The sequence below is a fragment of the Sphingomonas citricola genome (genome assembly GCF_019429535.1).
GTDB classification, from domain to species: domain Bacteria; phylum Pseudomonadota; class Alphaproteobacteria; order Sphingomonadales; family Sphingomonadaceae; genus Sphingomonas; species Sphingomonas citricola.
In genome coordinates, this window is sequence record NZ_JAHXZM010000006.1 from 38,848 (window position 1) to 52,643 (window position 13,796).

General features: G+C 67.1%; 12 protein-coding genes. 9 read left to right on the forward strand and 3 right to left on the reverse strand.

Translation table 11 applies throughout. The annotated features are described in order from the left end of the window. Positions 1 to 40 precede the first annotated feature (40 nt). The 3 genes from otsB to KZ810_RS14435 are packed head-to-tail and all read left to right on the forward strand — an operon-like array spanning position 41 to position 3,983. Entirely contained in the window at positions 41 to 787 is a 747-nt protein-coding gene (gene otsB, locus KZ810_RS14425; protein ID WP_219769822.1) for a trehalose-phosphatase, read from the forward strand. Further along, complete coding sequence (locus tag KZ810_RS14430) at positions 784 to 2,577, forward strand: glycoside hydrolase family 15 protein (RefSeq protein ID WP_219769823.1); 1,794 nt, start codon at positions 784 to 786, stop codon at positions 2,575 to 2,577. The genes otsB and KZ810_RS14430 overlap by 4 nt, the downstream gene beginning before the upstream one ends. Beyond that, positions 2,574 to 3,983, forward strand: a complete 1,410-nt coding sequence (locus KZ810_RS14435) for an alpha,alpha-trehalose-phosphate synthase (UDP-forming) (protein WP_219769824.1) — start codon at positions 2,574 to 2,576, stop codon at positions 3,981 to 3,983. Before KZ810_RS14430 ends, KZ810_RS14435 begins: the two co-directional genes overlap by 4 nt. 370 nt (positions 3,984 to 4,353) lie before the next feature. Here the strand turns inward: KZ810_RS14435 and KZ810_RS14440 are convergent, their stop codons facing one another. Together KZ810_RS14440 and acs are read right to left on the reverse strand one after the other, a co-directional pair. After that, positions 4,354 to 6,417 (reverse strand): M13 family metallopeptidase, encoded by a 2,064-nt coding sequence (locus tag KZ810_RS14440; RefSeq protein WP_219769825.1) that lies wholly within the window; start codon positions 6,415 to 6,417, stop codon positions 4,354 to 4,356. A 72-nt stretch (positions 6,418 to 6,489) separates the two neighbouring features. Beyond that, positions 6,490 to 8,427: an acetate--CoA ligase gene (gene acs / locus KZ810_RS14445; protein ID WP_308461564.1), complete on the reverse strand. Its 1,938-nt coding sequence runs from the start codon at positions 8,425 to 8,427 to the stop codon at positions 6,490 to 6,492. A gap of 137 nt (positions 8,428 to 8,564) precedes the next feature. Here acs and KZ810_RS14450 point away from each other — a divergent pair, with 137 nt between their 5' ends. Then, on the forward strand, positions 8,565 to 8,951 hold the full coding sequence (locus KZ810_RS14450; RefSeq protein ID WP_219769827.1) for a PilZ domain-containing protein: 387 nt from the start codon (positions 8,565 to 8,567) through the stop codon (positions 8,949 to 8,951). Here KZ810_RS14450 and KZ810_RS14455 read toward each other — a convergent pair. Then, positions 8,936 to 10,336: a helix-turn-helix domain-containing protein gene (locus KZ810_RS14455; RefSeq protein WP_219769828.1), complete on the reverse strand. Its 1,401-nt coding sequence runs from the start codon at positions 10,334 to 10,336 to the stop codon at positions 8,936 to 8,938. The two genes, KZ810_RS14450 and KZ810_RS14455, sit on opposite strands and share 16 nt — an antisense overlap. Before the next feature lie 101 nt (positions 10,337 to 10,437). Here KZ810_RS14455 and KZ810_RS14460 point away from each other — a divergent pair, with 101 nt between their 5' ends. The 5 genes from KZ810_RS14460 to KZ810_RS14480 are packed head-to-tail and all read left to right on the forward strand — an operon-like array spanning position 10,438 to position 13,750. Beyond that, on the forward strand, positions 10,438 to 11,964 hold the full coding sequence (locus KZ810_RS14460) for an acyl-CoA carboxylase subunit beta (RefSeq protein ID WP_219769829.1): 1,527 nt from the start codon (positions 10,438 to 10,440) through the stop codon (positions 11,962 to 11,964). A 46-nt stretch (positions 11,965 to 12,010) separates the two neighbouring features. Continuing rightward, the gene (locus tag KZ810_RS14465; RefSeq protein ID WP_219769830.1) at positions 12,011 to 12,301 is read left to right on the forward strand and encodes a hypothetical protein; all 291 of its coding nucleotides are present in this window, start codon (positions 12,011 to 12,013) and stop codon (positions 12,299 to 12,301) included. Continuing rightward, the gene (locus KZ810_RS14470) at positions 12,298 to 12,510 is read left to right on the forward strand and encodes a hypothetical protein (RefSeq protein ID WP_219769831.1); all 213 of its coding nucleotides are present in this window, start codon (positions 12,298 to 12,300) and stop codon (positions 12,508 to 12,510) included. Before KZ810_RS14465 ends, KZ810_RS14470 begins: the two co-directional genes overlap by 4 nt. After that, the gene (gene mce, locus KZ810_RS14475) at positions 12,507 to 12,938 is read left to right on the forward strand and encodes a methylmalonyl-CoA epimerase (RefSeq protein WP_219769832.1); all 432 of its coding nucleotides are present in this window, start codon (positions 12,507 to 12,509) and stop codon (positions 12,936 to 12,938) included. The genes KZ810_RS14470 and mce overlap by 4 nt, the downstream gene beginning before the upstream one ends. Positions 12,939 to 12,961: 23 nt before the next feature. Further along, on the forward strand, positions 12,962 to 13,750 hold the full coding sequence (locus tag KZ810_RS14480) for an enoyl-CoA hydratase-related protein (RefSeq protein ID WP_219769833.1): 789 nt from the start codon (positions 12,962 to 12,964) through the stop codon (positions 13,748 to 13,750). Positions 13,751 to 13,796 lie beyond the last annotated feature (46 nt).

The window sequence follows — 13,796 nt, forward strand, 5'->3', positions numbered from 1 at the left end:
GCGCTTGCACCCTGGCGGCGAAGCCGCCACGGGGCGGGGCATGTCCGACACGCTGCCGCCGCCCCCCGCCGACCTTCTGATCGGCGCGAGCCTGTTCCTCGACTTCGATGGCACCCTGGTCGAGATCGCGGCAACGCCCGACGCGGTTCGAGTGTCGGATGCGCTGCGCCAGTTGCTGCGCGACCTCGATGCGCGGCTGGCGGGCCGCGTCGCGATCGTCAGCGGACGCTCGGTTTCCGAGATCGCGGCACTGATCGACCCCGTCCGCCTGCCGATCGCCGGCAGTCACGGGCTGGAGATCGCCGCGGCGGGTGCGCCACCGATCGTCCCGACGCGAACCGCGGGGGTCGACGCGGCGCTATCCGCCCTGCGCGATTTCGCCGCGGATCGCCCGGGCGTGCTGGTGGAGGACAAGCCGTTCGGGGTCGGGCTGCACTATCGTCAGGCGCCCGCCGCGGAGGACGAGGCACGCGCGCTGGCGGGGCGGCTCGCCGACGAACACGACCTGCACCTGCAGCTCGGCAAGATGGTCGCCGAGCTCCGCCTGCCGGGCGCGGACAAAGGCAGCGCGTTGAACGCGATGATGGCGGAACCCGCACGTGCGTCCACGCGTCCTGTCTTCATGGGGGATGACGTAACCGACGAGGCGGCGTTCGCCGCCGCATGCGACCTTGGTGGAGCCGGTATCCTGATCGGCCCGGCGCGGGACACTGCTGCCCGCTTCCGGCTCGACGATGTTTCGGCCGCGCTCGACTGGCTGCGCGCCGGTGCCGAGGTATTGGCATGAGCAATCTTGATCTCTGGCCGATCGGCAATTGTCAGGTCAGCGCACTGGTCGATCGCGCCGGCCGGTTCGTCTGGGCGTGCGTGCCGCGGGTCGACGGTGACCCCTTGTTCTCCGGGTTGCTCGGCGGCGACGCGCCCGAGGGCGGGTTCTGGGAGATCGGGGTCGAGGATTCGGTCTCGGTCGAGCAGCATTTCATCCGCAACACCCCCGTGCTGGTGTCGCGCCACACCGATCGACACGGCGGCGTGATCGAGGTTACCGATTTCTGCCCGCGCTTCATCCGCAACGGGCGCACCTATCGCCCGGTCGCGTTCGCGCGGATCGTCAAGCCGATCTCGGGCAGCCCCCGGCTCAGGATGCGGCTGCGCCCGACCTGCGGCTGGGGCGGCACCTGCCGCGAGCAGGTGGGCGGGTCGAACCACGTTCGTTTCCTGCTCGATGCGCTGGCGATGCGGCTGACCACCGACGCGCCGATCGGGATGGTGCAGCAGGAACGGTCGTTCCGCGTCGAGCGACCGCTGCATTTCTTCCTCGGACCCGACGAGAGTTTCGCGGGAGATTTCGCGAGCACGCTTGACCTGATGCTCCACGACACAGTCGCGGAATGGCAGCAATGGGTCCGCGGCCTCGCCGTGCCACTGGAATGGCAGGAGGTGGTGATCCGCTGCGCGATCACGCTGAAACTGTGCCAGCACGAGGAAACGGGCGCGATCGTCGCGGCGCTGACCACCTCGGTGCCCGAACATGCGGGGTCGGAGCGCAACTGGGACTATCGCTACTGTTGGATCCGCGACGCTTATTACACGGTGCAGGCGCTCAATCGCCTCGGCGCGCTTGACGTGCTTGAGGGCTATCTCGGCTACCTACGCAACATCGTCGACGCGGCGGGTGACGGCGACGACGACGGGCACATCCAGCCGCTCTACGGCGTGCTCGGCGAGCCGCAGCTGCCCGAACGCGTCGCGCCGCTGCTGCCGGGATATCGCGGGATGGGTCCGGTGCGGGTCGGCAACCAAGCCGCCGAGCAGATCCAGCACGACGCCTACGGCCAAATCGTGTTGTGCAGCGTCCACGCCTTCTTCGACCACCGCCTGTTCCGTCCTGCCGACGCCGCCGACTTCGAACGGCTCGAACACGTCGGTGAGCGTGCGTGGAAATATTACGATCAACCCGACGCGGGGCTGTGGGAGCTTCGCACGCGGCAGAGCGTCCACACCTATTCCTCCGCCATGTGCTGGGCGGCGTGCGATCGGCTGGCGAACGCGGCCGAGCGGCTGGGGTTGAGCGACCGACGGTCGTTGTGGGCCGGGCGCGCGGACACGATCCGCGCGGTGATCGAGCGATCGGCGTGGCGTGAGGATACGCGGCGAATGTCGGCGACCTTCGCCGGCGACGATCTCGACGCGAGCGTGCTGCAGTTGCTCGACCTGCGCTTCTTCGAAGCCGACGATCCGCGCTTCATCGATACGCTGAAAGCGATCGAGAAGGGTCTGCGGCGCGGCTCGACGATGCTGCGATACGATACCGAGGATGATTTCGGCCTGCCCGAAACCGCCTTCAACGTCTGCACTTTCTGGCTGATCGAGGCACTGTACCTGACCGGCCGCCACGACGAGGCGCGAACGCTATTCGAGGAGATGCTGTCGCGCTGCACCGCCGCGGGACTATTGTCGGAGGACATCGATCCCACCAGCGGCGAACTCTGGGGGAATTACCCCCAGACCTACTCGCTCGTCGGCATGATCAATTGCGCTGGCATGCTCAGCAAGCCGTGGAGTGCGATCCGATGAGCCGAACGAGCGATGGCCGACTGATCGTCATTTCGAACCGCGTCAGCGCGCCCAAGGGATCAACCTCGGGTGCGCAGGGCGGGCTCGCGGTCGCGCTCGCCGCCGCGCTGCGCGAGAATGGCGGTATCTGGTTCGGCTGGTCGGGTGAGGTGACCGATCATTATACCGGACAGATCGACTTCCAGCGCAATCAGGGCGTGACCACCGCGGTCGTCGACCTCGAGGAACAGGACGTCGAGGAATATTACGAGGGCTATGCGAACCGGACGCTGTGGCCGCTGTTCCACTACCGCATCGACCTGGCCGAATATGAGCGCGATTTCGCGGGCGGTTACCAGCGCACCAACGAACGCTTCGCCAACACGGTGCGTCCGCTGATCGAGCCCGACGACCTGATCTGGATCCAGGACTATCACATGTTCCCGCTAGGCGCGGAACTGCGCAAGCTCGGGTGCCAAAACCGGATCGGTTTCTTCCTCCACATCCCCTGGCCGCCGCGACGGCTGCTTGGCACGCTGCCGGGTGCGAAGGCGCTGGTGGAGGCGATGTTCGACTATGATCTCCTCGGTTTCCACACGCAGGAATGGCTCGATTCATTCTGCGACTTCGCGATCCACGACATGGGCGCGACGATCGAGGGCGACGTCGCAAGGCTGGGGGACCGCTGCGTGCGGCTGCTCGCCGATCCAATCGGGATCGATGCGAAGGAATTCGCCGAAGCGTCCGCCGGGGTGCAGGCGCGGCTCGCGTTCCGGCGGATGCGCGATTCCGCCGACGGGCGCGACATGATCGTCGGCGTCGACCGCCTCGATTATTCCAAGGGGCTGGAGGAGCGCTTCTCGGGCTACGAACGCTTCCTGATCGAACATCCTGAGGAGCGGAAGGAGGTCTTCCTCCTCCAGATCGCGCCGCCGAGCCGGGTTTCGGTCGAGACGTACCGGCGTATCCGCAATTCGCTCGAAGGGCTGTCTGGGCGGATCAACGGCGAATATGCCGACGTCGACTGGGTGCCGATCCGCTACGTCAACCAGGGCTATCCGCGCGACGTACTGGCGGGCATCTACCGCGCTGCGAAGATTGGGCTGGTGACGCCGCTTCGCGACGGCATGAACCTCGTCGCGAAGGAATATGTCGCCGCGCAGAACCCCGAAGATCCGGGCGTTCTGATCCTGTCGAAATTCGCCGGCGCCGCCGAACAGATGAAGGATGCGCTGCTGATCAACCCGTACAGCGCGGAAGAAATGTCGGACGCGATCCACCAGGCATTGCGAATGCCGCGCGAGGAACGCGTCGCGCGCTGGCAGGCGCTGATGGAGGGTGTGCAGAAGGAGGACGTGACCTGGTGGGCGTCGCGCTTCCTCACCTCGCTACGGCAACAACGACCGACGGTCGCGACCGCGGCGTAAGGGAGGGGTAGCCACGCGGTCGGGGAAGCGAACGCGCGCCGTCACCGCTGAACAGGGGCGATAAGTTCGCGCCCCGATACGCGGTCGGGCGCGTGCGTGTGATTGCGACCCGCGATCTAGCCATGGTGTGCGGGCGCTGATCCCTCGCTAGGCGGAGAGGGGGCAACAGGCGATCCTCGATATCGCCATGTCGTGTGCGTCAGCACACGCCAGAGCGGCGACGTCGAACATCTCGCTTCCGTCGCGCGGTAGCTACGCCGCTCGTCCGGCTCGGCAAGGCTGCGGCGCGGACGTCAATCCCGCGCCGTCAGACCAGCGTGTTCGCTCATGCGAACCGGCGCGTAGCATCGCCACGCGCCGGGTATCGGTCTTACCAGATCTTCACGCGCTGCTCAGGCGCGAGGTACATCTTGTCGCCGGGCTTCACGTTGAAAGCGGTGTACCAGGCGTCGACGTTGCGGACGACGCCGTTGACGCGGTTGTACGGCGGCGAATGCGGGTCGGTCAGCAGGCGGCTGCGCAGCGCATCCTCGCGGACCTTCGACTGCCACGCCTGGGCGTAAGCGAGGAAGAAGCGCTGATCGCCGGTCAGCCCGCCGATCACCGGCGCCTTGCCGTGCGTCTGCTGGTACTTCTGATACGCGGTATACGCCGCCTCGACGCCACCCAGATCGCCGATGTTCTCGCCGAGCGTCAACGCGCCCTTCACGTGCGTGCCGGGGATCGGCTCGTAGGCGTCATACTGGCTGACCAGCACCCCGGTCCGCTTGGAGAATGCCGCGCGGGTCTCGGGCGTCCACCAATTCTCGAACTTGCCGGTCGGGCCGAACTGGCTGCCCTGATCGTCGAAGCCGTGACCCATTTCATGGCCGATCACCGCACCAATCGCACCGTAATTGACCGCGGCATCGGCCTTGGGGTCGAAATACGGCGGCTGGAGGATCGCGGCGGGGAAGGTGATCTGGTTCGACAGCGGGTTGTAATACGCGTTCACCGTCTGCGGCGTCATGCCCCACAAGGTGCGGTCGACCGGCTTGCCAAGATACGACAGGTCGAGCTGGTGCTGGAATTCACCCGCGCGCATGTTGTTGCCCAGCGGATCGCCCCGCACGACCTTGAACGTCGAATAGTCGATGTATTTGACCGGGTGGCCGACGCGCGGGTCGAACGCCGCCAGCTTGGCGAGCGCGGCCTGCTTGGTCTTCGCGTCCATCCAGGTGTTGGCCGAGATGCGCTCCTGATAGCCCGCGCGCAGGTTGCTGATCAGCTCGCCCATCTTCGCCTCGGACTCAGGCGGATAATGGCGCGCGACATAGACCTGGCCGACTGCCTCGCCCATCGCGCCGTTGACGAGCGCGATGCCGCGCTTCCAGCGTGCGCGCTGTTCCTGCTGGCCCGACAGCGTGCGGCCGTAGAAGTCGAAGCTGGCGGTATCGAACGCCGTGGGCAGCACGGCGGCGTTCGCGCTGGCGAAGCGGAACTTCATCCAGTCCTGCCACGTCGCGACGGGCGTCGCGGCGTAGATCTTGCCGAGCGCGGTGAGCGCGGTCGAAGTGCCCATGATGACGACGGGGAAGCGGTCGTAGCCCGCGGTCCGAAGCATCAGCGGCCAGTCGAACTCGGGGGCTAGTGCCTTGCGCTGCGCGGCGTCCATCGGCTTGATCATCGCCTGCAGATCGCGCTGCTGGACCGGGGTCCACTGCACCTTTGCCATCGCGGTCTCTAGCGCGACAATCCGGTCGGCCCTGGCCGATGCGTCGGCGATCCCCGACAGCGTCAGCACCTGCTCGACATATTTGCGATAGGCGGCGCGATACGTATCGTACTTCGCGCCCGGCAACAGGTAGTAATCCTGCGGCATGCCGAGCGAGCCCTGGCTCGCGATCGCGATATATTGCGTCGGATCGCCCGGGTTGGGCATCTGGCCGACCTCGACCGGCGAGGCGTAGCCGACGCTGGCGAACAGCGTCTGTAGCTTGGTCTTGTCGTTCGCGGCGTCGATCTTCGCGAAATAGGGCTTGAGCGGCGTCGTGCCGGCGCGCTCGATCGCGGCTTCGTCCATGAAGCTGCCGTAGAGGTCGCCGATCTGCTTGCCGCCGGCGCCGACCGAGGCGGGATCACGCGACGCGTCGGTAAGGATGTCGCGGACCTGCCCCTCGGCCTCGTCGGCGAGCGTCACCATGTATCCGGCCGAGGTGCGGTCGGCCGCGATCTGCGTGCGCTTGTCCCAGTTGCCGTTGGCGTAGGTCCAGAAATCGTCGCCCGGCTTGACCGAGGTGTCCTCGGCCGAGAGATCGACGCCGAACGCGCCGTAACGCGGCCCGGTCTTCGCCGCGGCGGCGGGCGCGGGCACAGCAGTCTGCGCGAGCGCGGGCGCTGCAATCGCGAGCGCGGCGACGCCCAGCGATAGGCGCGATAATACAGTGAGTTGCATTGATCCCCTTCCCCTACTTTGGTGTGTCAGTGATTTAAGGCAGTGACGTAACCGTTGCAACCATTCGTTGCGTCACGACACCCGGTTGGCGACGAGGTCGTCGACCACCGCGGGGTCGGCGAGCGTCGAGGTGTCGCCGAGCGAGCCTGTGTCGCCTTCCGCGATCTTGCGCAGGATGCGGCGCATGATCTTACCCGATCGCGTCTTGGGCAGGCCGGGGGCGAATTGCAGCGCATCGGGGGTGGCGATCGGGCCGATCTCTTTCCTGACCCACGCCTTCAGTTCGGTGGCGAGCGTGTCGGACGCGTCTACCCCGGCCTTCAGCGTGACATAGGCGTAGATGCCCTGACCCTTGACGTCGTGCGGCATGCCGACGACCGCGGCCTCGGCGACCGCCGGGTTGAGGACGAGCGCGCTCTCGACCTCGGCGGTGCCCATGCGGTGGCCGGAGACGTTGATGACGTCGTCGACGCGCCCGGTGATCCAGTAATAGCCGTCCTCGTCGCGGCGGCATCCGTCGCCGGTGAAATAATTGCCGGGATAGGTCGTGAAATAGGTCTGGAAGAATCGGTCGTGATCGCCCCACACGGTGCGCATCTGCCCCGGCCACGACGCGGTGATGCACAAATTGCCGCTGGTGGCGCCCTTCAACACCTTGCCCGCCTCGTCCACCAGTTGCGGCTGGACGCCCGGCAGCGGTTTCGTCGCGGAGCCGGGCTTGAGGTCGGTCGCGCCGGGCAGGGGGGCGATCATCGCGCCGCCGGTCTCGGTCTGCCACCAGGTATCGATGATCGGACTGCGCCCCTCGCCGACGACGTCGTGGTACCAGCGCCATGCCTCGGGATTGATCGGCTCGCCGACCGTACCCAGCAGACGCAGCGAGGCACGGCTGGTCGCCTTTACGGCCGCATCGCCTTCCTTCATCAGCGCGCGCAGCGCGGTCGGCGCGGTGAAGAGCGTGTGGACCTTGTGCCGGTCGACCACCTGCCAGATGCGGCTGGCGTCGGGCCAGGTCGGCAGCCCTTCGTACATCAGCGTCGTCGCGCCGTTCGCGAGCGGGCCGTAGACGATATAGGTGTGCCCGGTGACCCAGCCGATGTCGGCGGCGCACCAGTAAACGTCGGGCGCGCGGTAATCGAACGCCAGTTCGTGCGTATAGGCTGCCCACAGCAGATAGCCGCCGGTCGAGTGGAGCACGCCCTTCGGCTTCCCGGTCGAGCCCGAGGTGTAGAGGATGAAGAGCGGGTCCTCCGCCGCCATCGGTTCGGGCGCGCAATCGTCGGACACGTCGGCGGCCGCCTCGTGGTACCAGACATCGCGCGCGCCCATCGTCACCGCGCCGCCGGTCGCGTGGACGACGAGCACGCGTTCGAGCGTCGGCGCGCTTGCCGCCGCGGCGTCGACATTGGCCTTCAACGGGACCGTCCTGCCGCCGCGCCGGCCTTCGTCGGCGGTGACGACGATCTTCGACCCGCAATCCTCGATCCGGCCGGCGAGCGCGTCGGGCGAGAAGCCGCCGAACACAACCGAATGGATCGCGCCGATCCGCGCGCAGGCGAGTAGCGCGAACGCCGCCTGGGGGATCATCGGCAGGTAGATCGTGACGCGGTCGCCCTTCCCGACGCCCTGCGCACGCAGCACGTTGGCGAAGCGGCATACCTCGCGGTGGAGCTCGGCGTAGGTGAAGCGGCGTGGCTCCTCGGTCGGGACGTCGGGTTCCCAGATGATCGCGGTCTGGTCGCCGCGTTCGGCGAGGTGCCGGTCGATGCAATTGACGCTGGCGTTGAGCGATCCGTCGGCGAACCAGCGGATGTGGAAGTCGTCGGCGTCGAACGACCAGTCGCCGGCGGTTTCGGGCGGGGTGATCCAGTCGAGCCGACCTGCCTGTTCTAGCCAGAACGCGTCCGGGTCCGCCACGCTCGCGTCGTACATCGCGCGGTAGCCGGCGGCATCGACGCGGGCCGCATGTGCCCAATGGTCGGGGACGGGAAACAGGTCGGTATCGGCCACGCCAGACTTCCTTTTTTGTCGCAGAGCGTCCATGCGCCCGCGCAGGCGGCGAGGGCAAGCATCGTGCCCGTCCGGCCGCACACGCTTTCCATTTGTTAGTAGAGCGGTAACCTTTTTCGCGGTAGGCGCGAAGCGCCATGTCACCGATTTCGCCTCTCGCTGCCGACGCCGCCGCCGCTCGCGATCCACGCACCAGCGTGATGCTGAGCGCCGATGTCGTGCGCAGCGAAGGGTCGCAGCCGACGCAGCACCGCGTGCTCAACGTATCGAAATCGGGGGTGTGTATCGCCAAGCCGGTCGGGCTGGTCGCGGACATGCCGGTGATGGTGTCGCTGGGACGCGTCGATCACGTTGCGGCCCGCGTCAAATGGGTCCGTAACGACCGCGCCGGGCTGCGTTTCGACGAGCCGATCGATCTGGAGGCGGCGCGGCAGCGTCGGCCGGGAAACGCCGGCCCGCCGCCGCCGACCTCGGGCTGGATGGCCGCCGCGAACGAACGTTTCCGCCGTCAGACCACGCTGTAGGGCACAACGCGCCGCGTCGCCGGATCGACGCGGATCGCGCGGTCGGTCGGCGGAAAGGCGCGTTGGTCGCAGTCGCTGCGCGGACACAGCCGACAGGAAATACCGATCGGGGTCGGCGTGCCGGCCAAGCCGTGCGACATGCCTCCCTGCCATATCCCGAGCGCATCGGCGTAGACGAAGTCGGCCGCGTGCACTGCCTCGCACCCCAGCACCACGGCGTAGCGGCGCGGTGCGCGCGTGAACCGCCCCGATGGCTTCACCAGCCCCTTCGCCATCGACACGTAGCGGACGCCGTCGGGTGTCTCGGCGTGCTGGACCAGGATGCGGTCGGGGATCGCCGCCGCCTCGTGGACATGCCACAGCGGGCAGGCACCGCCGAAGCGCGCGAATTGCAGCCGCGTCGCCGAATGTCGCTTGGTGATGTTGCCCGCCATGTCGACGCGACAGAAATAGAAGGGGATGCCCTCCACCCCCGGGCGCTGCAGCGTCGACAGCCGGTGACACGCCTGCTCGAAACTGACGCCGAAGCGGCGTGACAGCCGGTCGATGTCGTGGCGCACCGCTTTCGCTTCGGCACGGAACGCGGCGTATGGCATGACGAGCGCACCGGCGGCGTAGTTCGCAAGCCCGATGCTCAGCAGGCGTCTTGCCTCGTCGTGCGCGAGCGGGGCGGCCGCGACGATGTCCGCGATCGGCGCGGCGAAGGCGATCGCGGCGAGGCGATGCGCGACGAGGAAATGCCGCGTCTCGGCAGGGATCGCGGCGGCGAGCGTCAGCACCCGGCCGTCGAAGCGTGCGAGCGGCGCGCCGTCGTCGGGATCGAACGCCAGTGCGACGTTGTGATCGGCGAGCTGCTGCTCGAGCGCGCCGCGGTTCGCGAGTCCTTCCGCCGCACGGTCGAGCGCGTCAACGTAATTGCCCGCGTCGTGAAACCAGTCGCGCACCGCCTCCCATGGCAGCCGTGCGCCGGTGCCCGTCAGCCCCGCACTGGTGATCATCGCTTCCTCGGCGAGTGCGGCGCGTTCCTCGGCGGCGCGCTTGGCGGCGTGCAGCGCGACGAAGCGGTCGGCGAGGTCGGGCTGTTCCTGCGCGAGCTGTGCGATCGCCTCCGCGTCGAGCGGGGTGACCGCGGGATCGGCGAGTGCGGCGGTGAGCGCGGACAGGCGGCGCGCGGGTGCCTCGCCCTCGATCCCGGCGAGCGCCGACGGGAAATGACGCGCGAGCGCCGCGGTGACGGCGGCGGTCAGCGGGCGCTCACCACCCTCCAGCTGAGACAGGTAGCTGACCGATAGCCCCAGCCTCGTCGCCATCGCACGCTGGTTGAGACCGGCGGTGCGGCGCAGGTCACGCAGCCGGTCACCGGCGTAGAGGCGCGAGCGGGGCATGATCCGCAGCCTAATTCGCAAATCGGCCGTTCGCAACTTCGCAACTTCACATTTGCGCGGGTAGCGACGAGGGCGCAGGAGGACGGACACAGGAGATCAGGATGTCATCGACGCTCGCCGAACTCGAGAAGAAGCGCGCCGCGGCGAAGCTGGGCGGCGGGCAGAAGCGCATCGACGCGCAGCATGCCAAGGGTAAGCTGACCGCGCGCGAGCGGCTCGACGTTTTGCTCGACGAGGGCTCGTTCGAGGAACTCGACATGTACGTCGAGCATAATTGCGTCGATTTCGGCATGTCCGAACAGGTGGTCCCCGGCGACGGCGTGGTGACCGGATCGGGCACGATCAACGGCCGGCTGGTGTTCGTCTTCTCGCAGGACTTTACCGTGTTCGGCGGCTCGCTGTCCGAACGGCACGCGCAGAAGATCTGCAAGATCATGGACATGGCGATGAAGGTCGGCGCGCCCGTCATCGGTTTGAACGATTCGGGCGGCGCGCGCATCCAGGAGGGTGTCGCCAGCCTCGGCGGCTATGCCGAGGTGTTCCAGCGCAACGTGCTCGCCTCGGGCGTCGTGCCGCAGATCAGCCTCATCATGGGGCCGTGCGCAGGCGGCGCGGTCTATTCGCCCGCGATGACCGACTTCATCTTCATGGTGGAGGATTCGAGCTACATGTTCGTGACCGGCCCCGACGTCGTGAAAACCGTCACCAACGAGATCGTCACGCAGGAAGCACTCGGCGGGGCGATCACTCACACGACGAAAACCAGCGTCGCCGACAATGCATTCGGCGATGATATCGAATTGCTGTTAGCAACGCGCGACTTCGTCGATTTCCTGCCCGGGTCGAACCGCCAGCCAGTGCCCGAGCGGCCGACCGACGATCCGTGGGACCGCGTGGAGCTTAGCCTCGACACGCTGATCCCCGCGTCGGCAAATCAGCCGTACGACATGCATGAGCTGATCCGAAAGACGGTGGACGAGGGCGACTTTTTCGAGATCCAGCCGGGGCACGCCGCCAACATCATCTGCGGCTTCGGTCGGATCGAGGGGCGCACGATCGGCGTCGTCGCGAACCAGCCGATGGTGCTCGCGGGCGTGCTCGACATCAACTCGTCGAAGAAGGCAGCGCGCTTCGTCCGCTTCTGCGACGCGTTCGATATCCCGATCATCACCTTCGTCGACGTGCCAGGTTTTCTTCCCGGCACCGCCCAAGAGCATAACGGCATCATCAAGCACGGTGCGAAGCTGCTGTTCGCTTATGCCGAGGCGACCGTGCCCAAGATCACCGTCATCACGCGCAAGGCCTATGGCGGTGCCTATGACGTGATGGCGTCGAAGCATCTGCGCGGCGACTTAAACTACGCCTGGCCGACCGCGGAGATCGCCGTGATGGGCGCGAAGGGCGCGGTCGAGATCATCTTCCGCGGCCGCACGCCGGAGGAGATCGCGCAGCGCACCGCCGAGTATGAGGCCCGCTTCGCCAACCCGTTCGTGGCTGCTTCCAAGGGATTCATCGACGAGGTGATCATGCCCCACTCCACCCGCCGCCGCATTGCGCTGGGCCTCCGCAAGCTCGCCGGCAAGGCACTGGAGAACCCGTGGAAGAAGCATGACAACATTCCGTTGTGATGCGTCGGCGTGCACATTATCATGTCCATTATAAGGGAGGCATGATGTGCAGACCGAACGCGTGACTTTCCTGACGACGCCGGAGCATAAGGCCGCGCTCGATGCCTATGCGGCATCCAACGGCAAGTCGGTCGGCCACGTCGTGCGTGAGGCGACGAGCCGGTATATCGCGCCATTGCCGCAGGCGAACGACGAGGAAGCGGATGAACTCGACGCGATCGTCCCGATGGTAGAGGACGCGGTGCAGGAGATGACGGCCGCGATCGCCGCGATGCGTGCCGACATCGCGCGCACCTGCGCCAAGGTCGACGCGATCCTCGGCGGGGATCAGGCATGAGTGCGGGCGAGCGCGCGTTGAACGCGATCAAGACGATCTTCACCTTGAAGGAGCAGGTCGACGGGCTGGGACGCGATATCGTCGCGATGAACACACGGGTCTCGCGTCTGGCCGAGGCGCATGGCGAGCTACGCGATCGCGTCAGCCGGCTGGAAGGCATCATCGAGGGCGCGGCGATGGCAGCGCGGCAGCGAAGGATCGAGGAATGAAATTGGGCCGCCTCAACCATGTCGGGGTCGCGACGCCGTCGATTAAGCGCTCGGTCGAAACCTATCGCACGCTGCTGGGCGCCGAAGCGATCGGCGAGCCGTTCGACCTGCCCGCGCAGGGCGTGCGCGTGTGCTTCGTCGACGCGCCCAATACGCAGATCGAGCTCATCGAGCCGTTCGACGATACGTCGCCGATCGCGGGGTTCCTGCGCAAGAACCCGGCTGGCGGTCAGCACCACGTGTGTTTCGAGGTGCCCGATATCCATGCAGCAGTCGCGCACCTCAAATCGGAGGGCGCAACCGTACTGGGCGAGCCGCGGATCGGCGCGCACGGCACGCCGATCGTGTTCGTCCACCCGAAGGATTTTGGCGGATTGCTGGTCGAGTTGATGGAAACGCCCCAAGACGAGCACGCGGGCGATCACTGACAACAAAGAGCGGGAGAGGTGCCATGACCGATTACCAGACGATCATCGCCGAGAAGAAGGGTGACGTCCTCGTACTCACGCTCAACCGGCCCGAGCGGTTGAACGCGGCCTCGATCGACCTCGCGCAGGAACTGACCGAGGCGCTGTACGACCTTCAGGACGCGCGCACGGTGCTGCTGACGGGGGCGGGGCGGGCGTTCTGCTCGGGCGCGGACCTGCAGGCGCGCGGCGGCGACAGCGCGGTCAAGGGCGGCAACGTCAGTCACCGCGCGCTGATGAACTTCTACAATCCGCTGATGAGCCAACTGCTCCATCTGCCGGTGCCGGTCGTGACCGCGGTCAACGGCCCCGCGGCGGGGGTCGGTTGCTCGATGGCGCTCGCGGGCGACTTCGTCCTCGCGGGCAAGAGCGCCTATTTCCTGCAAGCGTTCGTCAACATCGGGCTAGTACCCGACGGCGGCTCGACCTGGCTGCTCGCGCGCACGATCGGCAAGGCGCGCGCAACGCAGATGATGATGCTGGGTGAGCGGATCGGCGCGGACCAGGCCGCCGACTGGGGCTTGATCTACCGCGCGGTCGAGGATGCGCAATTGATGGACGAGGCGCTTTCGCTCGCGACCCGATTAGCGGCCGGGCCGACCGTCGCGCTCGCCGCGATGCGCCGCAACATCATGACCGCGCTCGATGGCTCGTTCGACCAGACGCTGCGCGCCGAGGCCGAGGGGCAGCGTACTGCTGGCAATTCGCAGGATGCGCGCGAGGGCGCGAAGAGCTTCATCGAGAAGCGCAAGCCCGCCTTCACCGGCGCGTGACACCGATCATCCGAGTAGAGTGACATGACCGACCCCCAGAGCGAAC

Bases quoted from the DNA above. Each gene is read 5' to 3' on its own strand.
- otsB (WP_219769822.1), top strand. From the start codon at position 41: ATGTCCGACACGCTGCCGCCGCCCCCCGCCGACCTTCTGATCGGCGCG.
- KZ810_RS14430 (WP_219769823.1), top strand. From the start codon at position 784: ATGAGCAATCTTGATCTCTGGCCGATCGGCAATTGTCAGGTCAGCGCA.
- KZ810_RS14435 (WP_219769824.1), top strand. From the start codon at position 2,574: ATGAGCCGAACGAGCGATGGCCGACTGATCGTCATTTCGAACCGCGTC.
- KZ810_RS14440 (WP_219769825.1), bottom strand. From the start codon at position 6,417: ATGCAACTCACTGTATTATCGCGCCTATCGCTGGGCGTCGCCGCGCTC.
- KZ810_RS14450 (WP_219769827.1), top strand. From the start codon at position 8,565: ATGTCACCGATTTCGCCTCTCGCTGCCGACGCCGCCGCCGCTCGCGAT.
- KZ810_RS14455 (WP_219769828.1), bottom strand. From the start codon at position 10,336: ATGCCCCGCTCGCGCCTCTACGCCGGTGACCGGCTGCGTGACCTGCGC.
- KZ810_RS14460 (WP_219769829.1), top strand. From the start codon at position 10,438: ATGTCATCGACGCTCGCCGAACTCGAGAAGAAGCGCGCCGCGGCGAAG.
- KZ810_RS14470 (WP_219769831.1), top strand. From the start codon at position 12,298: ATGAGTGCGGGCGAGCGCGCGTTGAACGCGATCAAGACGATCTTCACC.
- mce (WP_219769832.1), top strand. From the start codon at position 12,507: ATGAAATTGGGCCGCCTCAACCATGTCGGGGTCGCGACGCCGTCGATT.
- KZ810_RS14480 (WP_219769833.1), top strand. From the start codon at position 12,962: ATGACCGATTACCAGACGATCATCGCCGAGAAGAAGGGTGACGTCCTC.